The sequence below is a fragment of the Streptomyces sp. NPDC103540 genome (assembly GCF_055584445.1).
This window is the reverse complement of record NZ_JBVJMA010000010.1, coordinates 82,097-103,930: the sequence shown is the minus strand read 5'-3', so window position 1 is coordinate 103,930 and position 21,834 is coordinate 82,097. Positions and strand designations below refer to the sequence as shown.

Sequence of the window (21,834 nt, the reverse complement as noted above, 5' to 3'; positions counted from 1 at the left end):
GTCCGGCGGGTCACCGGCGCGGCGGGTCGGTCACCAGTCGCGGCCGGTGCGGCCCCGCTTCGTCTCGGCGCGGGCCTTCTTCTCCCGCAGCCGTCGTTCGTTGATGCCGCGGGGGATCTTCGTGGCCCGGCGGGCCTTCGGCGGTGGCGCCGTCGCCTCCGCGAGCAGCGAGGCCAGCCGCACCATCGCCATCTCCCGGTTGCGCAGCTGCGAGCGGTGCTCGGAGGCCCGTACCGTCACCACCCCGTCCACCAGGCGGGACGCCAACCGCTCCAGGGCCCTCGCCTTCCACACCTCCGGCAGCGCGTTCGTCGCCGCCAGGTCGAACAACAGCTCCGCCCGCGAGTCCGAGGTGTTCACGTGCTGCCCGCCCGGCCCCGAGGAACGCGAGAAACGCCAGGCGAGCTCCCGCTCGGGGAGCACGACGGAACCGCGGATGACATAGGGACCAGGCATGCCCCCCATCATCGGCCCCCGTCGGCCGGCCGTCACCCATATTTCCGGGCCGGTCGGCCCCGTCGGAACCTGACGGCCCCCTCCCCGCGTTATGAAGGACAGCGGTAACTTGACCCCACATCGAGGTCATGTGACGAGGAAGGGACACCAGTCAAAATGGCAGTAAGCCTGTCCAAGGGCGGCAACGTCTCGCTCACGAAGGAGGCCCCGGGCCTCAGCGCCGTCACGGTCGGCCTGGGCTGGGACGTCCGTACGACGACCGGTGTCGACTTCGACCTGGACGCCTCCGCCATCGCGGTCAACCCCACGGGCAAGGTCGTCTCGGACGGCCACTTCGTGTTCTTCAACAACAAGTCCACCCCGGACCAGACCATCGTGCACACCGGTGACAACCGCACCGGCGAGGGCGCGGGCGACGACGAGGCCATCAACGTCAACCTCGCCGGCCTGCCCGCCGACGTCGACAAGATCGTCTTCCCGGTCTCGATCTACGACGCCGAGGCCCGCAGCCAGAACTTCGGCCAGGTCCGCAACGCCTACATCCGCGTCGTGAACCAGGCCGGCGGCGCCGAGATCGCCCGCTACGACCTCTCCGAGGACGCCGCCACCGAGACCGCCATGGTCTTCGGCGAGCTCTACCGCAACGGCGCGGAGTGGAAGTTCCGCGCGGTCGGCCAGGGGTACGCCTCCGGCCTCACCGGCATCGCCCAGGACTTCGGCGTCAACGTCTGATCCAGGCGATCGCCCCACCCCGGCGACACCTCGGCGAAGCCCCCCGCCCCGCTCGGGCGGGGGGCTTCGCTACCGTTCGACGGGTGATCATCCAACCGCTCGTCCCCGCGGACGGCGCCCTGCCCGGCCCGGTCCTCACCGAGATCGCCGCCCTCTACGCGACGAACCACGCGTTCTTCGAGCTCAGCGGCGACTTCCCCGACCCGGGCCGCATCACCGTCGAGCAGGTCGCCGCGGCCCTCGCCGACGAGCTCGCCCACGAAGGCGCCGAGGTCCTCCTCGCCCGCTCCGCCGGCCGCCTCGTCGCCCTGGCCGTCACCCTGGCGCACCACCCCGACCCCGCCGCCGCGGACCCGGACCCCTGGATCGGCCTGCTGCTCGTCGACGCCACCGCCCACCGCGAGGGCCACGGCCGCACCGTCGCCGGCCTGGTCGAGGACCGCTTCCGCGCCGCCGGACGCACCGGCGTACGGCTCGCCGTACTGGAGGCCAACACCACCGGCCTCGCCTTCTGGCGCACCCTGGGCTACACCCCCCTGCGGCAGGCCCGGGACCGCGAACGGGGCCGCCCCTGCACCGTGCTGCGCAAACCCCTCTGACCCCCGCGCCCCCGGCCGCGCACCCGCGACGCCCCGCGACGCCCCGCGACCGGCCGCTACGGGGCCTTCGGGCGCCCCTCCCCGTACAACCACACGTCCCAGACCCGCTTCAGGTCGTGCCCCGTACGCCGCTGCGCGTACGCCGTGAAGTCCGCCGTGCTCGCGTTGCCGTGCCGGTGGTCCGCGGCCCAACCCCGCAACAGGTCGAAGAACCGCTCGTCCCCGACCTCCTGCCGGATCCGGTGCAACACCATCGCCCCCCGCACGTACACCGGCCCGTCGGAGATGTGGTCCGCGCCCGGCGGATCGGCCGGCGGAAACGCCGCCCAGTCACCGTCCGCGCCCGGATCCACGGACGTGTCACCGGCCAGAAAGGCCTCGAAGCGACGCTGCGCGCTCACCCCGCCGTGATCCTCCGCCCACAACCACTCCGCGTACGTCGCGAAGCCCTCGTTGAGCCACATGTCCTTCCAGGACTTCGGCGACACCGAGTTCCCGAACCACTGGTGCGCCAACTCGTGCAGGACCAGCGTCTCGTCCGGCGCCCCCGAGTAGACCGGCTTGGTCTGCGTCTCCAACGCGTACCCCAGCGTCTCGGACGGCATCACGATCGCCCCGACCGTGCCGAAGGGGTACGGGCCGAAACGCCCGCTGCCCCACTCCACGATCTCCGAGGTCTTCGCCAGCGCCGCCGCACTGCCGGCCTCCTCCTCGGGAGAGACCGCGTTGTAGACGGCGACCCCGGACGGGGTGCTCCCCGTCGTCACCTTGAAGGGCCCCACCGCGGCGGTGACGAGGTAGCTCGCCATCGGCTCGCGGCTGCGCCAGGCGAACGCCGTCCGCCCCTCCCCCACCTCGGTACGCGAGGCCAACTCACCGTTGGACACCGCCTCGTACCCCTCGGGCACGGTGAGGGTGACGTCGTACGTCGCCTTGTCGCTCGGGTGGTGGTTGCCCGGGAACCACCCCATCGACCCGACCGGCTCACCGACGGCCACCGCCCCGTCGTCGGTGGTGATCCAGCCCTCCTCGGACCCGTCCGGATCCACCACGGGCTTCGGACGGCCGTGGTACTCGACCTCCGTACGGAAGACCTCGCCCTTCTTCAGGTCCTCCGCCGGACGCACCGTCAACTCGTTCCCGGTGCGGTTGTACCGGGCCGCGACGCCCGCCACCCGCACCGCGTCGACCTTGAGCCCGCTGAGGTCCAGGTTGAAGGAACTGAGCCCCTGCTCGGCACGGGCCGTCAACACCGCCGTACCGCGCAGCTCCCCGTCGGCGGGGTCGTAGTCCAGGTCGAGGGCGTAGTGCTCGACCTGGTAGCCGCCGTTGCCCGCCCGCGGGAAGTACGGGTCCCGCAGCCCGGACGCACCGGGCCGCCCCTGCACCGTGGCGCCCGTACACCCGCTCGCCAGAGCGGCGAGGGCGAGCAGGACGGCGACGGCGGGGGCGGCGAGACGGGGCACTGCGCGGTGGTCCACGGGTTCGATCCTAAGCGGGCGCGCGGGGCCCGCCCGTGGACCGACCGCGGCCCGTCCCCCTACTTGCCGAGGGAGTCGACGCCCGCCTTGGCGAACTTCTCGTCCAGGTCACCGCTGGGAGCGCCGGCCACGCCGACGCCGGCCACCGGCGCGCCCTTGGCCTGCACCGGGACGCCACCGCCGAGGAAGAGGGTGCCGGGGATGTCCTTCAGGTTCGGGGCCTGCGCGAGACGACCCGCGAGCACCGAGGTCGGGGCGTTCCAGGACACGGCGGTGTAAGCCTTGCGCTGGGCCGACTCGTAGGACTGCGGGCCGGCGCCGTCACCGCGCAGGGTCACGACCGTGTTGCCGTTGCGGTCCACGACCGCGACCGTCACCTTCTGGTTCTCCTTCTCGGCCGCGTCCAGCGCCGCCTGGGCGGCACGGGTCGCGGCGTCGATGGTGAGGTGCGTGGAGGTGGTGAAGTTCTTGTCGTCGTCCTTCTTCGCCGCCGCCTGGACGGGGGCCGATTCCGGCGCGGGGGTGGCGCTCGCGCTGACGGCCCCGAAGGCGCCGGCCCCGAGGGCGACGGCGAGAGCGGTACCGGTGAGAGCGGTACCGGTGAGGACGCGGGTGCGGATGTTCATGTCTGCTCCTGGCTGGGGCTGGTCATCGGCTCGACCGGCTACGTTCCAAGCCTGGCCCCGCACCCGGCACCACCCCGTCGCCGTACCGGCTCCCAACGGCGACCGCACCGGTTGACGCGGGGGTCAACCGATCGGCCGATGCGCGACACCCCCCGCCGTCGTCTCCTGGAGGGATCCCCCCGCCCGGGCCCCGTACCGCCCGGCCGGGGCGAAGCCGGGGAAGATGGAACCACCACCCCACCCCAGGAGCCCCACCGTGAGCCGTCCCCCGCGGAAGCCCGACACCCGCGCACTGGCCACCGTCATGCACACCGCGTTCTTCCTGCTCCTCGGCGCCTCGGTGGCCCGGTTCCTGCTCCGCCACCCCGGCGAACCCCGCACCCCCTGGGTCATCGCCCTCAGCATCGCGCTGGCCCTGCTCTACGTCCTCGGCCCCGCCGTCAGCGCCACCTCCACCCCCACCCCGCGCCGCAGGCTCTGGCTGCTGCTCGTCGTCGCCACCTGGGTGGTCCTCGTCGTCCTCGCCCCGAGCTTCGCCTGGTGCGCCGTCCCGCTGTTCTTCACCGCCCTGCGCACCCTGCCCCCACGCGCGGCGATCGTCCTCGTCGCCCTCCTCACGCTCTTCGTCGTCGCGGCGCAGGCCAAGCTGTCCACCGAGTTCGACCCCAACCTCCTCCTCGCGCCCCCGGCCGTCGCCGCCCTCGCCACCGCCGTCTTCGTCCACATGGAACGCCAGGCGGCCGCCCAGCGCGCCCTCATCGACGACCTGATCCGCACCCGCCGGGAACTGGCCGCCACCGAACGCCGCGAAGGCACCCTCGCCGAACGCCAACGGCTGTCCATGGAGATCCACGACACCCTCGCCCAGCACCTCTCCAGCCAGCAGATGCTCCTCCAGGCCGCCGACCGCACCTGGGACACCGACCCGACCACCGCCCGCGCCCACGTCCGCACCGCCAACGGCATCGCCGCCCGCGGCCTCGCGGAGGCCCGCCGCCTGGTCCACGACCTCGCCCCGCCCGAGCTGGAGAACGGCGCCGGCCTCGCCGAGGCCCTGCGGGCCCTGGACGCCGGCCCCGACATCGAGGTCCGCTTCCACCTGGAAGGCGCCCCCACCCACCTGCCCGACCGCGCCGAATCCGCCCTCCTGCGCATCGCGCAAGGGGCACTGGCCAACGTACGGGAACACTCGGGAGCCCGGACGGCCGCGCTGACGCTCAGCTTCCTCGGCGACCAGGTCGTCCTCGACATCGCGGACGACGGAGACGGCTTCACCGAGCCCCGCCCCGGCACGGGCACCGGTGCCGGCACCGGCACCGGCACCACCGGCGAGCGCGAGAGCGACCGCGGCCACGGCCTGCCCGCCATGCGCGCCCGGGTGCGCCAACTCGGCGGAACCCTCACCATCGAATCCACCCCGGGCGAGGGCACCGTACTCTCCGCCTCGATCCCCCTGGAGCCCGCAGGATGACCACGATCCTCCTCTGCGACGACCACGCCGTCGTCCGCGCCGGCCTGCTCGCCCTCCTCGGCAGCGAACCCGACATCGAGGTCCTCGGCGAAGCCGGCAGCGGCGAGGAAGCCGTCGCCCTGGCGGACAAGCTCCACCCGGACGTCGTCCTCATGGACCTCCAGCTCGGCGAGGGCATCGACGGCGTCGAGGCCACCCGCCGCATCACCGCCCTCCCCCACCCCCCGCACGTCCTCGTCCTGACCACCTACGACACCGACGCCGACATCACCCGCGCCATCGGCGCCGGCGCCACCGGCTACCTCCTGAAGGCCGAACGACCCGAGGAACTCTTCGCCGCCATCCACTCCGCGGCAGCCGGCCGCACCACCCTCTCCCCGCCCGTCGCCAGCCGCGTCATGGCCCACATGCGCGGCAGCCGCCCCACCCTCACCGACCGCGAACTCGACATCCTCGGCCAACTGGCACGCGGCCTCGGCAACCGCGACATCGCCCGCGCCCTGTTCATCAGCGAGGCCACGGTCAAGACCCACCTGGGCCGCATCTACGACAAGCTCGGCGTCGACACCCGCGCCGGCGCCGTCTCGGTCGCCAAGGAACAGCGCCTCCTGCCCTCCTGACCCCCTCCCCGACCCCACCCCCGGCCCCGCCCTCGCCCTCGCCCTCGCCCTCACCGCCGACCGCACCGCCACGGGGGCGGAACCGGACAGTCGACCCCGCTCTTCGGACAACCCGACCCCGGATCCCGCCGGAGCCCTGCCCTACGCCCGCCCCCCGATGGCACGCTCACTCGCGCCCCCCACCGCGAAGGAGCCCGCGTGACCCACCGCACCGGCCGCGTCGCCACCACCCTCCTCGGCCTCGCCGCCACCCTCACCCTCGCCACCCCGGCCACCGCCACCCCGACCACCGCCGCCCCGACCGGCGCCGGAACCGGCCACAGCCAGTACTCCGGCACCGTCCCCCTGGGCACCACACCCACCACCGGCGGCTTCCGACTCGTCGACCCCGACCGCGGCGGCCAACGCGTACTCGACGGCCTCAACCAGACCTCCGGCCCCGGCACCCTCTTCACCGACACCGACGACACCTGGGGCAACGGCACCCCCGCCCACCGCCAGACCGCCGCCGTCGACGTCCACTACGGAACCGCCGTCACCTGGGACTTCTACCGAGCCGCCTTCGGCCGCAACGGCGTACGCGGAGACGGCGTCGGCACCACCTCACGCGTCCACCACGGCACCAACCTCAACAACGCCTACTGGAACGACAGCTGCGCCTGCGTCACCTACGGCGACGGCACCGCCGGCCGCACCCCGACCTCCCTCGACATCGTCGGCCACGAACTCGCCCACGGCCTGACCTCCTCCACCGCCGGCCTCCTCTACAGCGGCGAAAGCGGCGGCCTGAACGAAGCCACCTCCGACATCCTCGCCACCGCCGGCGAATTCTTCGCCGACAACAAGATCGACGTCGGCGACTACCTCCTCGGCGAACGCGTCTGGCCCGACCGGGCCCGCCGCCTCGACCGCCCCAGCGCCGACGGCGTCTCCCCCGACCACTGGTCGCGCGACCTCGCCAACCTCCCGCCCCACGCCGCCTCCGGCCCCGCCCGCCACTTCTACTACCTCCTCGCCGAAGGCAGCGGCCCCAAGGTGATCAACGGCGTCTCCTACGACTCCCCCACCCACGACAACTCCAAGCTCCTCGGCATCGGCCGCGACAAGGCCACCCAGATCTGGTACCGCGCCCTCACCGTCCACATGCGCCCCACCACCAACTACGCCGGCGCCCGCACCGCCACCCTCAAGGCCGCCACCGAGCTCTACGGCCCCACCGCCCCGGAAGTCGCCCGCGTCGCCGCCGCCTGGAAGGCCGTCAACGTCGGCTGACGCCGCCCCCGACCCCGCCGCCGCGCCGGGAGCGGGCCGCCCGTGACACCATCGGGTACGTGCTCGACATCGGCTACTCCCTCTCCCGGCGCTTCCCGGACCCCCCGCAGACCGACTACCGCTCCGCGGACGTCCGCACCCTGCGCCACGACCTGTTCTGCGGCGACGTCTACCTCGCGGACACCGACAAGGACACGGAGCTGTCCACAGCCTGGGGATGGGTTCCCGTACTCGACTTCGCCTGGGCCCTGTGCGACATCGTCGAACAGCTCGACCAAGACCCGCGCGGCAGCCGCTCCGCCAACCGCCAGTACGCCGAACTCGACTTCACCGAGTCCAGCGACCGCATGCTCTTCCAGCGCCGCTTCGGCTGGGTCGACGTCGAAGCCGACTGGATGGACCCCGAGGAGGACCCGCTGACCTTCAGCCACCGCCTCCTGCGCCGCGAGGCCCGCGACTTCCTCCACGACCTGATCGCCGACCTCGTCGACATGCACGACGGACTCGCCGACAACCCCGTCATCTGGACGCTCCAGTCCCGCTTCCCCCGCGTACCGGCCTGACGCACCCCGGCCCCGGCCCCCACCCGCCACCGACGCACCGGGCCGGGGCCGGGACGAGCACGGCACGACCCCGGGCACCGGGCACCAGGCACCAGGCACCGGCCACCCACCCGACCGACCGACCGGCCCGCCGACAGGCCCGCCGACCCGGCCAGGCCGGGCCAGGCACCGAACCGCCGACCGGCCGACGCACCAGCCCGCCGACCGGCCAGGCCACGGACCGACAGGCCCGCCGACCCACCGGCGCACCCGCCGACCCACCGGCCCGCCCTACCCCACCACCCGCACCCCCAGCCGCGCCGCGAACGCCGGAGCCAGGTCGAACAACTGCGCCGAGCTGATCACAGCCCCCGACAGCGCCTCCACCCCCCGCGCCACACCCAGCTCCGAAGCCCCCCGCAGATCCACGTCCGTCATCCGGGCCCCCGTGAAATCCGCCCCCCGCACCACACACCCCCCGAAACTCCACCCGCTCCAACACCGCCCCCGCGAAATCCGGCTCCACGAGCACACACCCCTCGAACACCACGTCCCGCAACCGAGCCATACGCAGGTTCAGGTAATCCACCTTCCCGCCCCGCACCAGCACCCGCTCCAACACCGCCCCGTGCAACTGCACCCCACCCAGACGCGGCTCCACCCACTCCACGTCCCGCAACGAAGCCCCCGACAGGTCCGTCCCCACACCCCGGACCCCCTCCCACACCGAATCCAGGAACCGCGCCCGCCCCAGACCCGCCTCGTCCACCACACACCGACGCAGCGCACAGTCCATGAACCGCGCCCCCGCCCCCTCCTGGCCCGCCAGGTCCACGTCGGCGAACTCCACACCGTCGTAGTCCCCGTCCGGCTCCAGCTCCCCGCCCTCCCACGCGACGAGCTCCGGCAACCGCACCTGCGGCCGCCGCGCCTCCTTCACCGTCTCCGGCCCCCGCCGACCCTGCCGCCCCCGCTGCCCGCGCACGTCATCCGCCATCCCCCCATCGTGGCCCACCCCACCGCCATCACCCCACCCCCATCACGACACGCCGAAACCACGCCCCAACAACACCCCCGCCACCGCCACCTCCCGACGCGGAAGCCGCCGGCACCCCTCCTCCACCTCCCACAAACAGTTCTGCAACACCCGCCCCAACGTCCACGCCCGCGCCCGCGCCCGATCCACCCCCACCGCCTCCGACAACAGATCGAACCTCCACCGCACCTCCCGCTCCCGGTACTCGTTCACCAGCGACGGCAACAACTCGAACCCCGGATCCCCCGACAACGGCTTCGGATCGATCGCCAACCACGGCTCCCGCACCCCCGCCAGCACGTTCCCGAAGTGCAGGTCCCAATGCAGCAGCCGATCCCCCGGCTCACCCACCACCTCCGCCAACGCCGCCGCGCACTCCCGCACCACCCGCCGGTCCCCCGCCGAAGCCAACCGCCCCACCGCCCCCGGCACCTCCGCCAACATCCCCTCCGCGATCCCCCCGAGCCCCCGCAACCCCTCCGGCGCCCGCACCCCGCCCAACCGCGACAACAACTCCCCCAGCACCCGCACCGCCCCCCGCGGATCCCGCCGCGCCAACCGCGACAACGGCCGACGCTCGTCCAGCCGCTCCAACAACATCGACCCCGACCCCGCGTCGTACTCCAACAACCGCACGCTCCCCCGACCACCCCACGCCCGCAACGCCAACGGCTCCCCCACCGTCTCCTCGTCCGGCGTCAACACCTTCAACGCCGCCGCCGACCCGTCCCCCCGCACCACCGGCCACACCACCGCCGTCATGCCCCGCATCCCGGCCCCCGTCACCCGCAGCCCCCACCGCTCCACGCACTCCTCGACCACACCCGCGCCCACGTTCACCGCCACCCCGCACACCCCTTCCAAACCGGCACGAATCCCCACCCCACCCTACGGACGCCCACACCCCCCGCACATCGACCAACCAGCCGTCGATCACCCCCCGAAACACGACACCCGACCCCCTGGACACCCCGACGACACCCCGTGTACCAACTCCCCCATGACGATCAACGGCGGGATCTCCTTCTGGTACGCGACCCACCCCACCGGCCCCCGACCACCCCGCGCCCCCCTCACCCGCGACACCACCGCCGACGTCGTCATCGTCGGAGGCGGCTACACGGGCCTGTGGACCGCCTACCACCTCAAGCGCGCCGCCCCCGACCTGCGCGTCACCCTCCTGGAACAGAAGTTCTGCGGCTACGGCGCCTCCGGCCGCAACGGCGGCTGGCTCTACAACGGCATCGCCGGCCGCGACCGCTACGCCGACCTCCACGGCCACGACGCCGCCCAACGCCTCCAGCGCGCCATGAACGACAGCGTCACCGAGGTCATCGAAACCGCCGCCAAGGAATCCATCGACGCCGACATCCACCGCGGCGGCGTCCTCGAAGTCGCCCGCACCCCCGCCCAACTCGGCCGCCTCAAGGCCTTCCACACCACCGAGCTCTCCTACGGCGAGCACGACCGCGAACTCCTCGACGCCACCGCCACCCGCACCCGCATCGACATCGCCGACGCCGTCGGCTCCTCCTGGAGCCCCCACGGCGCCCGCATCCACCCCCTGAAACTGGCCCGCGGCCTCGCCGACGCCTGCGAACGCCTCGGCGTCGTCATCCACGAATCCACCCCGGTCACCGAGATCACCCCCCGCAAGGCCACCACCCCCTACGGCAAGGTCACCGCCCCCTACGTCCTGCGCTGCACCGAAGGCTTCACCGCCGCCCTCAAGGGCCAGAAACGCACCTGGCTCCCCATGAACTCCTCGATGATCGTCACCGCCCCCCTCCCCGCCGCCACCTGGGACCGCCTCCGCTGGAGCGACCACACCCTCCTCGGCGACATGGCCCACGCCTACATGTACGCCCAGCGCACCGCCGACGACCGCATCGCGATCGGCGGCCGCGGCGTCCCGTACCGCTTCGGCTCCCGCACCGACGCCGACGGCCGCACCCAACCGGCCACGATCGCCTCCCTCACCGCGCTCCTGACCTCCTTCTTCCCGATCCTCACCGGCACGGAGATCACCCACGCCTGGTCGGGAGTCCTCGGCGTCCCCCGCGACTGGTGCGCCACCGTCACCCTGGACCGCACCACGGGCCTCGGCTGGGCCGGCGGCTACGTCGGCTCCGGCGTCGCCACCTCGAACCTCGCCGGCCGCACCCTGCGCGACCTGGTCCTGGACCGCACCACGGAGCTCACGGACCTCCCCTGGGTCAACCACCGCGTCCGCCCCTGGGAACCCGAACCCTTCCGCTGGCTCGGCGTCCACGGCCTCTACGCCGCCTACCGCGAGGCGGACCGCCACGAGTCCGCGACCCACACCCCCACCACGACCCCCCTGGCCCGCCTGGCCAACCGCATCGCGGGCCGCCACTGACCCCGAGCACGCGAAAGGCCCCGGGTGATCACCCGGGGCCTTCCACTTCCGTACGAATCCCTTTGGTCAGCAAGCCTCTGACCTGGGACGGAGCCGCCTATCGGAATCGAACCGATGACCTACGGGTTACAAAGCCGTTGCTCTACCAACTGAGCTAAGGCGGCACAAATCGGCCCGCAAACCCGCTGCTCACGGCGCCGCCATCACTCTACACAGGGCCCGTTTCCCCGAGCCATCACATTGAAGCCGCACCCGTAACCACTCACGCAGGTGTTCGTTGAACGGACTGACGTGCTGTTCCGAAGGCCGGATGGGGGGTAGGGGCGATGGCGGACCGAATATCAGGGGAGGAAGCCCGGCGCATCAAGCGCGACCTCCTGGGAGTGGGCGACCGGACCAAGCACCGGTCGCGGGACGCCTCGCCCCTCAAGGGACTGGTCGGGCGACCGGGCGCGCAGCAGCGCGTCTACCGCTACCGCTTCTACCCGACCCCGGAGCAGGCGACGCAGCTCCGGCAGACCTTCGGCGCCTGCCGGTGGGTCTACAACGAAGGCCTCGCACTCCGGGAGCAGGCCTGGGAGCGGCACCGCGTCTCCGTCGGGTTCGCGGAGACGTGTCGCGCCCTGACGGGGTGGAAGCGGATGCCGGGGCGGGCGTGGTTGAAGGAGGCCTCGTCGACGGTCCTCCAGCAGGTGTTGCGGCATCTGGACTCGGCGTTCTCGCGGTATTTCAAGGGTTCCTCGAAGCGTCCGCAGCGCAAGAGGAAGCATCGTTCGAAGGATTCGGCGACCTACGTCCGTACCGGTTTCCGGTGGGTCGAGGATCCGGAGCGCCCGGGTACGGCTTCGGTCACCCTCGCGAAGCAGACGGTGCCCCTGGACGTGCGGTGGTCGCGCGCTCTCCCTCCGGGTGAGTTGCCGGTGAAGCTCACGGTGACCCGGGACCGTGCCGGGCGTTTCTTCCTCTCGGTCCTGGTCGAGGAGGTGATCGCGCCCTTCCCCGAGGTGTTCGCCTCCGGTGGGCGGGAGCCGAAGGCCGTGGGTCTGGACCTCGGTCTGGCGGCTCTGGTCACCCTGGACGACGGGGAGAAGCTCGCGCATCCCCGTCTGCTCGGGAAGTACGAGAAGCGGCTCGCTTCCCTCCAACGCGATCTGCACCGCAAGGCGCGGGGCTCGAAGAACCGGGGGAAGGCGCGGGAACGGATCGCCCGCCTGTACGCGAAGATCGGCGACGTCCGGCGTGATCTGCTGGACCGGTTCACCACCCGCCTCGTGCGCGAGAACCAAGTGCTCGTGGTGGAAGACCTGGCCATCGGCAATCTGATGCGCGCCGGTACCGGTACGGGAAGACGGCGCAAGGCGGCGTTGAACCGCTCGATCGGCGACGCCGCCTGGGGCGAGCTGCTGCGTCAGCTCACCTACAAGTGTGCGTGGTACGGGAGGACACTGGTGGTCGTGGACCGTTTCTTCCCGTCGACCAGGCGGTGCTCCGCCTGCCACGCGAAGGGACCGAGGCTGGACGTGTCGATCCGTGCGTGGACCTGCGCCGAGTGCGGGGCCGTCCACGACCGGGACACGAACGCGGCGGTGAACCTTCGTGACGAAGGGATGCGGCTCTACCGGATGGTGGCCTCGGCCCTGCCGCCCGGTCGAGTGCCGCCGAGCGTGATCCGGGCTTCGGACCTGGAGGATCTCGCGCCGGTGGCGTAACGAAGTGAGGTACGGACCGATGGGCTGTCGGCCGTCATGCCTGTGGAGTCCGTGTAAGACCGTCCGTGTGCGTCCCCCAGGGGCGCGCCGTCCGGCGACGGACGTCGAAGCAGGAAGCACCGCTCGCGAGGGCGGTGAGGTGTCGCAGGCACCCCAGGCCAAAAGTTCGGTGCTCTGGCAGCCGGAGCCACAAGGCAACGGCTCCGCCGCCGCTCCTGGACCGATGTCACGACCCCCGGGTACTGACAGAACGGACTCGGCCGGGTAGCGTCGGGCGGAGTCCAGGGCACTGGACTAGACCTTCCACTCGGATCGTCCGGCACGTTCCTGCCGGTAGAAGGGATTCATCACCATGGCTTCTGTCACTTTCGACAAGGCGACCCGGCTTTACCCCGGCGGCGACAAGCCCGCCGTCGACCAGCTGGAGCTGGAGATCGAGGACGGCGAGTTCCTCGTCCTCGTCGGGCCCTCCGGCTGCGGCAAGTCGACCTCCCTGCGCATGCTCGCGGGTCTGGAGGACGTCAACGGCGGCGCCATCCGCATCGGTGACCGCGACGTCACGCACCTGCCGCCGAAGGACCGGGACATCGCGATGGTGTTCCAGAACTACGCGCTGTACCCGCACATGACCGTCGCCGACAACATGGGCTTCGCGCTCAAGATCGCCGGTGAGGACAAGGCCACCATCCGCCGCAAGGTGGAGGAGGCGGCCAAGATGCTGGACCTCACCACCTACCTCGACCGCAAGCCGAAGGCCCTCTCGGGTGGTCAGCGTCAGCGCGTCGCGATGGGGCGTGCCATCGTCCGCAAGCCGCAGGTCTTCCTCATGGACGAGCCGCTGTCGAACCTGGACGCCAAGCTGCGCGTGTCCACGCGTACGCAGATCGCGGCGCTGCAGCGGGATCTGGGGATCACCACGGTCTACGTGACGCACGACCAGGTCGAGGCCATGACGATGGGTGACCGCGTGGCGGTGCTCAAGGACGGTCTGCTCCAGCAGGTGGACACGCCGCGGAACATGTACGACCGTCCGGCGAACCTGTTCGTGGCGGGGTTCATCGGTTCTCCGGCGATGAACCTCGTGGAGGTGCCGATCACCGATGGTGGTGTGCGGTTCGGTGACAGTGTCGTGCCGGTGTCGCGTGAGGCGCTGTCGGCCGCGGCGGACGCCGGCGACCGTACGGTGACGGTGGGCGTGCGTCCGGAGCACTTCGACGTCGCGGAGACCGGTGGTCTGACGATCACGGTGAACGTGGTCGAGGAGCTGGGCGCGGACGGTTACGTGTACGGCAGTGCCGCGGTGGGTTCGGAGAAGGCTCAGGACATCGTGGTGCGCGTGGGTGGTCGTCAGGTGCCGGAGAAGGGTTCGTCGCTGCACGTGGTGCCGCGTGCGGACGAGATCCACGTGTTCTCGACGTCGTCCGGGGCGCGTCTGTCCAACTGACGGGTTGTCGTGGGTGTTCGGGGCGTCCCGCCAAGGGGCGCCCCGTTCGCGCGAGTTGGGGGTGGGGGTGTGGGGTGGGGTGTTCAACGGGCGTACGAAACCCCGGCAGAGCGGGCCATTCGGCCGTAGTCGTCAACCCTTGAATCGAAAAGCCACGTCGAACCATCCCCCGACCGGGTGACTAAATGTCGCCAAATCTTCACCGAGCGCTACTCTCGCCCTCGTGACCCACACTGCCCGCCGTATCGGCCGTTCCCTCGCCCTGGTCCTGCCCGTCGTCCTGGTCCTGTCCGGGACCCTCGCGGTCACGATGGTCCCTTGGGCGGACAATTCCCCCTCTCAGATCCTGACCGCGTCCGCCGAGGACGTGTCCGTTCCCGCGAAGCCGCGTGCCGCGCATGACGTGCTGCGCGAGAAGTTGCTGGGTGAGCTCCAGCAGGGGCAGGAGCCGGGAGCCGTTCTCACGCACCTCCAGCAGGAGGTGGATCGGCGGCCTTCGCTCGCCGAGCACTGCGTGGGCATCGCGCGGGCCCTGGGCCGGGCCGCCGTGGATGCCTACGGTCCCACGAAGGCGCAGTCGTTCGCGCGTCCCGTGTGCGACACCTCGTACGCCACCGGCGTCGCCTCGATGGGCTGACGCGGGTCGTCCGCCGACGCGCCTGCCGCCGCCGGGGCAGGGGCCGTCCCTACGCTGACGGGCATGACCGAAGTCCCTTCCGTTTCACCCGAGTCGAATGTTCGCGCGGCCGCGTTCCCGGCCCTTCCCACCCAGGCTGTCGTGCTGGCGGGGGGCCAGGGTTCGCGGCTGCGTCCGTTTACGGACGATCGGCCGAAGCCGATGGTCGAGATTCCGGGGACGGGGTTGCCGATCATCGGGCACCAGTTGGCGTGGTTGGCGGCGGAGGGGGTGACGGATGCGGTGGTGTCGTGTGGGCATCTGGCCGAGGTGTTGCAGGAGTGGTTGGCGGGGGCGTCGTTGCCGTTGCGGGTGACGACGGTGGTGGAGGAGGAGCCGTTGGGGCGTGGGGGTGGGCTCAAGTTCGCGGCGCGGCGGTTGCCTTGGGGTGATCGGCCTTGGTACGCGACGAACGGTGACGTGTGGACGCGTTTCCCGTTGCGCGACATGGCGGCGTTCCACGCGGAGCGGGGGGCGACGGCGACGTTGGCGTTGGCGCGGCCGCGGATTCCGTGGGGGGTGGTGGAGACGAACGAGTTCGGGCAGGTGGTGGATTTCATCGAGGCTCCGCCGTCGCCTTATCCGATCAACGCCGGGGTGTATGTGTTCGCGCCCGAATTCGCTTCGTTGTTGCCGGATTTGGGGGATCACGAGCGGACGACGTTTCCGCGGCTGGCCCGGGAGCGGCGGTTGGCGGGGTATCCGCTGCCGCAGGGGGCTTACTGGCGGGCGATCGACACGGTGAAGGACCTGGCGGAGGCGGCGCGGGAGTTGGCGGCGCACAGCGGCGTCTGAGGCTTCGTGGTGGGGGTGTGCGGAAGGGCCCGGCGCGCTGTTGGCGTGCCGGGCCCTTCGGTGTCGGGGTGGGTGGGGGTCAGCCGAGGAGGCCGCCGACGAGGCCGGGCTTCTTGGTGGGGGTGTCGCCGCCGTTGCGGTTGCCGGTGGTGGAGGAGGGCTGCTGTTGGGGGCTGGACTGCTTGGGGGTGGTGGTGCGCGGGCTCTGGCCGGTGCCGGTGCCGGTGCCGCTCTTGGGGGTGCTGGAGGCGCCGGTTCCGTTGCCGGTGCCGGTGCCGGCGCTTTCGCGGGTGGTGGTGCCGGCGGTGCCGCGTGCGGGCTTGGAGGGGGTTCCGGAGGGGGTCGCGGAGGGGGTGGTCTGCTTGGACGGCTGCCGGCCCTGTTGCGGTGCGGTGGGCCGCTTGTCGCCGGCGGGCTGCGGGAGGGGGGTGCCGGGCAGGTAGTTGCTCGGGGCCTGGCCGGGTCCGGGGACGGTGACGACGGTGCTGGAGCGGACGGCGCCGCCGAGGAGGGAGCCGATGAGGAGGGTGAGTCCGCAGACGACGGTGGCCATGACGGCGCCGCGGCGCAGGACGCGTCGGCGCAGTCGCCAGACTTCGGTGCGGGGGCCGAGGGTGCGCCAGGCTTCGCCGGAGAGGCGTCCGTCGAGGGAGTAGACGGGGGCGCCCGCGATGATGAGGGGGCTCCAGGCGGCGAGGTAGATGATGTCGGGTGCGTCGTAGGCGGGGACGGTCTTCCAGCTGACCGTCATGAGGAGGGCGGCGGAGAGCAGGGCGCCGATGCAGGCGGCGAAGCGCTGCCAGAGGCCGAAGACGGTGAGGACGCCGACGATGACCTGGAGGAAGGCGACGGTGAGGCCGGCGCCGACGGGGTGGGCGAGGGCGAAGTCGCGCAGGGGTTCGGCGAGGGCCCAGGGGTGCAGGGTCTGGAGCCAGGTGACCATGGAGCCGCGTTCGCCGCCGTCGAAGTAGACGGGGTCGCAGAGTTTGCCCATGCCGGCGTAGATGGAGATGAAGCCGAGGAAGACGCGCAGCGGGAGCAGCACGACGCCGAGGTTCATGCGGCGGCCGGGGTAGTAGGAGGCCTGGGCGCGGGGGTCGGTGGGGGTGCGGCGGGTGGTGTGGTCCGGGTCGGGGCCGCCGCGGTGGGGGGTGTCCCAGGGGTCGTGTCCGCCGGGCCGTGTGCCGTGGGGGGTGTCGTGGGGTCCGCGGGGCAGGTCGCGTACGGCGGCGAGGGGGCGGGTTTCGTCCGGGTCGCCGTAGCTGCGTTGTTGGCCGATGACGGTGGGGGTGGCGAGGGTGTCTTCGGTGAGGTCGTGTGCGAGGTCGACCCGGGGGATGGTCTGGGTGGCTCCGCCGTCGAACTCGTCGTGGCCGCGGCCGGCCTCCCGTACGGCCTGGAGGAGTCCGCCCATGGCCGCCGCGTCTCCGGGGGCGGATTTGCCGCTCCAGACGACGGGGGCCCGGCGGCGGGAGGCTCCGGCGGCTGCCGCGACGGCGGCGCCGGCGAGGGGTGCGAGGCCGGGGGCATTCGCGGGCTTGGAACGCGCGCTCGGGCTCGGTGCGAGCCGCACGCGGAAGCTGGCGTGGTTGACGATGACCTGTGCGGGGTCGCACGGCACCTTGACCATGCTCAGCGCGGGCTGGTCGTCGAACCCTGACGTTCTGGTGTCCACACTCATCTAACCGAGTGATCAGTGTTTAGGACACTGCCTTGACAGCAGGGATCTGTCCGAGACCCGTCAAGATCAAGTCGCCCCGCCCGGAAGGGGCGGGGCGACACGCTCACGGGTCACTTCCCCTGAGCCGAGTGGATCAAGGGGTCACCCCGGTGGGGGACGCTCAGACGCGGCCCTGGACGGCGCGGCGGCGGGCGGCCTCGTAGAGGACGACGCCGGCGGCGACGCCGGCGTTGAGGGATTCGGCGCCACCGGGCATCGGGATGCGGACGAGGTAGTCGCAGTTCTCGCCGACGAGGCGGCCGAGGCCCTTGCCCTCGGAGCCGACGACGATGACGACGGGGCCGCCGAGCGCTTCGAGGTCCTGGACCTCGTGGGTGCCTTCGGCGGCGAGGCCGACGACGGCGATGCCGGCCTTCTTGTACTCCTGGAGGGCGCGGGTCAGGTTGGTGACGCGGGCGACGGGGGTGCGGGCGGCGGTGCCGGCCGAGGTCTTCCAGGCGCCGGCGGTCATGCCGGCGGCGCGGCGCTCGGGGATGACCACGCCGTGGCCGCCGAAGGCGGAGACGGAGCGGACGATGGCGCCGAGGTTGCGCGGGTCGGTGACGCCGTCGAGGGCGACGATGAGGGGGTCGTCGCCGTTGTCGTAGGCGTCGGCGGTGAGGTCCTCGGGGTGGGCGTACTCGTAGGGCGGGACCTGAAGAACCATGCCCTGGTGGTTGAGGCCGTTCGTCATGCGGTCGAGCTCGGGGCGCGGGGCTTCCATCAGGTTGATGTTGCCGCGCTCGGAGGCGAGCTGGAGGGCTTCGCGGACGCGCTCGTCGTTGTCGATGAACTGCTGGACGTAGAGGGTGGTGGCGGGGACGCCGTCGCGCAGGGCCTCGAAGACGGGGTTGCGGCCGACGACCATCTCGCTGGTGCCCTTGGGGCCGCCGCGGCGGGGGGCCGGGCGGCGCTTGGCGGCCTGGCGGGCCATGGCGTTGGCGATGCGGTTGGCCTTGTGCTTCTTGCGGTCCTCGGCCTTGGGGGTCGGGCCCTTGCCCTCCAGGCCCTTGCGCCGCTGGCCACCGCTGCCGACCGTGGCGCCCTTCTTGTTGGACGTGCGGCGGTTCCTGCGCTGGCTGTTCCCGGCCATGACCTCTACCTGTTTTCGTTGGTGCTGCGATATGTACGTATGAAGAGTGTGCCGCCCGGAGCGCCGGGCGGCACCATCGGATGCTCCGGCCGGCTCAGCGCGGGCCGAGCGTCCAGCGCGGTCCCGTGGGGCTGTCCTCGATGACCAGGCCGGACTGCTGGAGCTGGTCGCGGATCGCGTCGGCGGTCGCCCAGTCCTTGCGGGCGCGCGCGGATTCGCGCTGCTCCAGGACGAGGCGTACGAGCGTGTCGACGGCTCCGTGCAGTTCCTCGCCGCGGTCGGTCTCGCCGGACCAGTGCGGGTCGAGCGGGTCGAGGCCGAGGACGCCCAGCATGGCCCGTACCTCCGACAGGCGCGCGATGGCGGCGTCCTTGTCGTCGGCGGCGAGGGCGCTGTTTCCCTGGCGGACGGTGGTGTGGACGATGGCCAGCGCCTGCGGGACGCCGAGGTCGTCGTCCATGGCCTCGGCGAAGGCCGGCGGCACCTCGGCGGCGGCCTCGACGGGCCCGCCCGCCTTCTCGATGACGCGCTGGTAGAAGCCCTCGATGCGGGCGAAGGCGGACTCCGCCTCGCGCAGGGCCTCCTCGCTGTACTCGATCATCGAGCGGTAGTGCGGGGTGCCGAGGTAGTAGCGCAGGACGATCGGGCGCCACTGCTTGACCATCTCGGAGACGAGCACCGAGTTGCCCAGCGACTTGGACATCTTCTCGCCGGACATGGTCACCCAGGCGTTGTGCACCCAGTACTTCGCGAACTCGTCGCCGAAGGCCTTGGCCTGGGCGATCTCGTTCTCGTGGTGCGGGAAGATCAGGTCCAGGCCGCCGCCGTGGATGTCGAAGGCCTCGCCGAGGTACTTGTGGGCCATGGCGGAGCATTCGAGGTGCCAGCCCGGGCGACCGCGGCCCCAGGGGGTCTCCCAGGAGGGCTCGCCGGGCTTGGCGTTCTTCCACATGGCGAAGTCGCGGGGGTCGCGCTTGCCGGTCTCGCCCTCGGAGGAGGGCTGGAGCAGGTTGTCGAGCTCCTGGTTGGACAGGCTCAGGTAGCCCGGGAAGGAGCGCACGTCGAAGTAGACGTTGCCGTCCGACTCGTAGGCGTGGCCGCGCTCGATCAGGCCGCGCATCATCTCGATCATCTCGGGGACGTGGCCGGTGGCGCGCGGCTCGTAGGTGGGCCGCAGGCAGCCGAGGGCGTCGTACCCGGTGTTGAAGGCCTGCTCGTTCTCGTATCCGATGGACCACCAGGGGCGGCCCTGTTCGGCCGACTTCGTGATGATCTTGTCGTCGATGTCGGTGACGTTGCGGATGAAGGTGACGTCGTAGCCGCGGTAGGCGAACCAGCGGCGCATGACGTCGAAGTTCAGGTAGGACCGGATGTGCCCGATGTGCGGGGCCGCCTGCACGGTGGCGCCACAGAGGTAGATCGAGACGCAGCCCGGGACGAGCGGGGAGAAGTCGCGGATCTGCCGGGCGCTGGTGTCGTACAGGCGAATAGTCACGGCATCCAGGGTAGTGCGCGTAGGGGAGTGCCCCGCGACCCTTGGGGGGCGCGGGGCGGCATTGTTTCCGAAGTGGCGGCTTCCGGACGGTGGGCGTGCGCCGTCGGTGCCGACCGGGTTGTGGGCGTACGCCGTGGTCAGTTCGGGTTCGTCCGGTAGACGAGGGCGGTGGCGATGGCGGCGAGGCCCTCGGCGCGGCCGGTCAGCCCGAGTCCGTCGGTGGTGGTTCCGGAGACGGAGACGGGGGCGCCCGCGGCGGCGGCGAGCGCCTTCTGTGCTTCTTCGCGCCGCTTGCCGATCTTCGGGCGGACGCCGATCACCTGGATCGCGATGTTGCCGATCTCGAAGCCCTCGGCGCGCACGATCCGGGCGGCCTCGGCCAGGAGGGTGACACCGGCGGCGCCGGACCACTCGGGGCGGGAGGTGCCGAAGTGCGCGCCGAGGTCTCCGACGCCGGCGGCGGAGAAGAGGGCGTCGCAGGCGGCGTGGGCGGCGACGTCGCCGTCGGAGTGGCCGGCGAGGCCGTCCTCCCCTTCCCACAGCAGGCCCGCGCACCACAGTTCGCGGCCGGTCTCGAAGGCGTGGACGTCGGTCCCGATGCCGACGAGCGGGATCAGGGGGGCGGGGCGGTGGCTAGTAGGCATCGGTGGCCCTCCTGCGGGCGAGTACGGCCTCGGCGAGGACCAGGTCGAGCGGGCGGGTGACCTTGAAGGCCTCTTCGTGGCCGGGGACGACCACGACGGTGACCCCGGTGCGTTCCACCATGCCCGCGTCGTCGGTGGCGCCCTCGCCGGCGAGGGCGATGGTGTCGTGGGCGTGCAGCAGGGTGGTGACGTCGAAGCCCTGCGGGGTCTGTACGGCGCGCAGTCGGGCCCGTTCGGGGGTGGCGACGACCGGTTCGGGTGCGCCGGGCGCGCCGGGCTCGACCTCCTTGACGGTGTCGGCGAGCGGCAGGGCGGGGACCACGGCGGGGGCGCCCGCGCGGACGGCCTCGACGACGGCGTCGACGGTGTCGACGGGCACCAGGGGGCGGGCCGCGTCGTGGATGAGGACGGAGGTGACGTCCGCGGGCAGGGCGTCGAGGCCGGCGCGGACGGATTCCTGGCGGGTCTCGCCCCCGGGGACGACCAGCAGTTCGGTGCGGTCGGGCAGGGGGTGTTCGTCGAGCATGTGGCGCACCTCGGCGGCGCCGTCGGACGGGGCGACGACCACGACGAGGGAGACCGCGCGGGAGCGGGCCATGGCGCGGACGGCGTGGATGAGCATCGGCGTGCCGCCGAGGGACCGCAGCGCCTTGGGGGCGCCGGGGCCGAGGCGTACCCCGCGGCCGGCGGCCGGGATCACCGCGGCGGTGCGGTGCGGGCGCGTTTCGTCAGACATCAGTAGCTCCGGGCCAGGTTTGTGGCTTCGGCCGACATGGGTATGGCCGAAGGGTGCCGGGTGCGACGCCCCTCGCCCCTTCCGTGACGACCGGACGAGCAGGCTGACCGGACTCGGCACGCCAGAAGATGCCGATCGTGTCAGACACGGAGGATCGTGTCGGAGACGGTCGGTGGTGTGTGGAGAGGAAGACCGGACCACCGGGACCGGGATGCGGGCCGGCATCCGGGGTCGGGATCCGGGGCCGGACATGCCGCAGCGCCCGGCAACGAGCCCTCTCGTAGGGGAGAGGGCTTGTCATCGGGCA

General features: G+C 72.0%; 20 protein-coding genes, 1 tRNA gene and 1 pseudogene. 11 read left to right on the top strand and 11 right to left on the bottom strand.

The window, feature by feature from the left end; genetic code table 11:
• Positions 1-30: 30 nt before the first annotated feature.
• Positions 31-465 (bottom strand): alternative ribosome rescue aminoacyl-tRNA hydrolase ArfB, encoded by a 435-nt coding sequence (gene arfB, locus ACZ6ZI_RS24315; protein WP_363055522.1) that lies wholly within the window; start codon positions 463-465, stop codon positions 31-33.
• 147 nt (positions 466-612) lie between these two features.
• Between arfB and ACZ6ZI_RS24310 the strand changes: the two genes are divergently transcribed.
• On the top strand, positions 613-1,188 hold the full coding sequence (locus ACZ6ZI_RS24310; RefSeq protein ID WP_363055523.1) for a TerD family protein: 576 nt from the start codon (positions 613-615) through the stop codon (positions 1,186-1,188).
• Between the two features lie 83 nt (positions 1,189-1,271).
• Positions 1,272-1,787, top strand: a complete 516-nt coding sequence (locus tag ACZ6ZI_RS24305) for a GNAT family N-acetyltransferase (protein WP_363055524.1) — start codon at positions 1,272-1,274, stop codon at positions 1,785-1,787.
• Positions 1,788-1,843: 56 nt separating this feature from the next.
• Here ACZ6ZI_RS24305 and ACZ6ZI_RS24300 read toward each other — a convergent pair whose 3' ends face one another.
• Entirely contained in the window at positions 1,844-3,268 is a 1,425-nt protein-coding gene (locus ACZ6ZI_RS24300; protein ID WP_469524154.1) for a M1 family metallopeptidase, read from the bottom strand.
• Between the two features lie 59 nt (positions 3,269-3,327).
• Complete coding sequence (locus ACZ6ZI_RS24295; protein ID WP_469524152.1) at positions 3,328-3,894, bottom strand: GlcG/HbpS family heme-binding protein; 567 nt, start codon at positions 3,892-3,894, stop codon at positions 3,328-3,330.
• A gap of 223 nt (positions 3,895-4,117) precedes the next feature.
• On the opposite strand from ACZ6ZI_RS24295, the gene ACZ6ZI_RS24290 reads away from it, so the two are divergent.
• The 4 genes from ACZ6ZI_RS24290 to ACZ6ZI_RS24275 all read left to right on the top strand — a co-directional run bounded on the left by ACZ6ZI_RS24290 (position 4,118) and on the right by ACZ6ZI_RS24275 (position 7,820).
• Positions 4,118-5,365, top strand: coding sequence for a sensor histidine kinase (locus tag ACZ6ZI_RS24290; protein WP_469524151.1), 1,248 nt, complete (start codon positions 4,118-4,120; stop codon positions 5,363-5,365).
• The gene (locus tag ACZ6ZI_RS24285) at positions 5,362-5,985 is read left to right on the top strand and encodes a response regulator (RefSeq protein WP_469524149.1); all 624 of its coding nucleotides are present in this window, start codon (positions 5,362-5,364) and stop codon (positions 5,983-5,985) included. Before ACZ6ZI_RS24290 ends, ACZ6ZI_RS24285 begins: the two co-directional genes overlap by 4 nt.
• A gap of 198 nt (positions 5,986-6,183) precedes the next feature.
• Positions 6,184-7,257 carry a M4 family metallopeptidase gene (locus ACZ6ZI_RS24280; RefSeq protein ID WP_469524147.1) on the top strand — a complete coding sequence of 358 codons (1,074 nt, stop codon included), beginning with the start codon at positions 6,184-6,186 and terminating at the stop codon, positions 7,255-7,257.
• A 59-nt stretch (positions 7,258-7,316) separates the two neighbouring features.
• Entirely contained in the window at positions 7,317-7,820 is a 504-nt protein-coding gene (locus ACZ6ZI_RS24275; RefSeq protein WP_469524145.1) for a hypothetical protein, read from the top strand.
• A 270-nt stretch (positions 7,821-8,090) separates the two neighbouring features.
• On the opposite strand, the pseudogene ACZ6ZI_RS24270 reads toward ACZ6ZI_RS24275, so the two are convergent.
• Together ACZ6ZI_RS24270 and ACZ6ZI_RS24265 are read right to left on the bottom strand one after the other, a co-directional pair.
• Positions 8,091-8,796 (bottom strand): annotated as a pseudogene (locus ACZ6ZI_RS24270) (pentapeptide repeat-containing protein).
• A gap of 42 nt (positions 8,797-8,838) precedes the next feature.
• The gene (locus ACZ6ZI_RS24265; RefSeq protein WP_469524144.1) at positions 8,839-9,681 is read right to left on the bottom strand and encodes an aminoglycoside phosphotransferase family protein; all 843 of its coding nucleotides are present in this window, start codon (positions 9,679-9,681) and stop codon (positions 8,839-8,841) included.
• Between the two features lie 154 nt (positions 9,682-9,835).
• Between ACZ6ZI_RS24265 and ACZ6ZI_RS24260 the strand changes: the two genes are divergently transcribed.
• On the top strand, positions 9,836-11,215 hold the full coding sequence (locus tag ACZ6ZI_RS24260) for an NAD(P)/FAD-dependent oxidoreductase (RefSeq protein ID WP_469524143.1): 1,380 nt from the start codon (positions 9,836-9,838) through the stop codon (positions 11,213-11,215).
• A 91-nt stretch (positions 11,216-11,306) separates the two neighbouring features.
• On the opposite strand, the gene ACZ6ZI_RS24255 is transcribed toward ACZ6ZI_RS24260, so the two are convergent.
• Positions 11,307-11,379 (bottom strand) — tRNA-Thr (locus ACZ6ZI_RS24255).
• A 162-nt stretch (positions 11,380-11,541) separates the two neighbouring features.
• Here ACZ6ZI_RS24255 and ACZ6ZI_RS24250 point away from each other — a divergent pair.
• The 4 genes from ACZ6ZI_RS24250 to ACZ6ZI_RS24235 all read left to right on the top strand — a co-directional run bounded on the left by ACZ6ZI_RS24250 (position 11,542) and on the right by ACZ6ZI_RS24235 (position 15,839).
• Positions 11,542-12,924: an RNA-guided endonuclease InsQ/TnpB family protein gene (locus tag ACZ6ZI_RS24250; protein ID WP_469524142.1), complete on the top strand. Its 1,383-nt coding sequence runs from the start codon at positions 11,542-11,544 to the stop codon at positions 12,922-12,924.
• Between the two features lie 352 nt (positions 12,925-13,276).
• Positions 13,277-14,368 (top strand): ABC transporter ATP-binding protein, encoded by a 1,092-nt coding sequence (locus tag ACZ6ZI_RS24245; protein WP_363055534.1) that lies wholly within the window; start codon positions 13,277-13,279, stop codon positions 14,366-14,368.
• A 223-nt stretch (positions 14,369-14,591) separates the two neighbouring features.
• Complete coding sequence (locus ACZ6ZI_RS24240) at positions 14,592-15,005, top strand: hypothetical protein (RefSeq protein ID WP_469524139.1); 414 nt, start codon at positions 14,592-14,594, stop codon at positions 15,003-15,005.
• 63 nt (positions 15,006-15,068) lie between these two features.
• Positions 15,069-15,839, top strand: a complete 771-nt coding sequence (locus tag ACZ6ZI_RS24235; RefSeq protein WP_469524138.1) for a nucleotidyltransferase family protein — start codon at positions 15,069-15,071, stop codon at positions 15,837-15,839.
• A 79-nt stretch (positions 15,840-15,918) separates the two neighbouring features.
• On the opposite strand, the gene ACZ6ZI_RS24230 is transcribed toward ACZ6ZI_RS24235, so the two are convergent.
• The 5 genes from ACZ6ZI_RS24230 to ispD form a co-directional block, all read right to left on the bottom strand.
• Positions 15,919-17,520, bottom strand: coding sequence for a DoxX family membrane protein (locus ACZ6ZI_RS24230; protein ID WP_469524136.1), 1,602 nt, complete (start codon positions 17,518-17,520; stop codon positions 15,919-15,921).
• Between the two features lie 160 nt (positions 17,521-17,680).
• Entirely contained in the window at positions 17,681-18,652 is a 972-nt protein-coding gene (gene rlmB / locus ACZ6ZI_RS24225; RefSeq protein ID WP_469524134.1) for a 23S rRNA (guanosine(2251)-2'-O)-methyltransferase RlmB, read from the bottom strand.
• A gap of 94 nt (positions 18,653-18,746) precedes the next feature.
• Positions 18,747-20,147 (bottom strand): cysteine--tRNA ligase, encoded by a 1,401-nt coding sequence (cysS, locus tag ACZ6ZI_RS24220; protein WP_469524132.1) that lies wholly within the window; start codon positions 20,145-20,147, stop codon positions 18,747-18,749.
• A 137-nt stretch (positions 20,148-20,284) separates the two neighbouring features.
• Entirely contained in the window at positions 20,285-20,791 is a 507-nt protein-coding gene (gene ispF, locus ACZ6ZI_RS24215) for a 2-C-methyl-D-erythritol 2,4-cyclodiphosphate synthase (protein ID WP_363055540.1), read from the bottom strand.
• Positions 20,781-21,527 carry a 2-C-methyl-D-erythritol 4-phosphate cytidylyltransferase gene (gene ispD / locus ACZ6ZI_RS24210; RefSeq protein ID WP_469524130.1) on the bottom strand — a complete coding sequence of 249 codons (747 nt, stop codon included), beginning with the start codon at positions 21,525-21,527 and terminating at the stop codon, positions 20,781-20,783. Before ispD ends, ispF begins: the two co-directional genes overlap by 11 nt.
• Positions 21,528-21,834 lie beyond the last annotated feature (307 nt).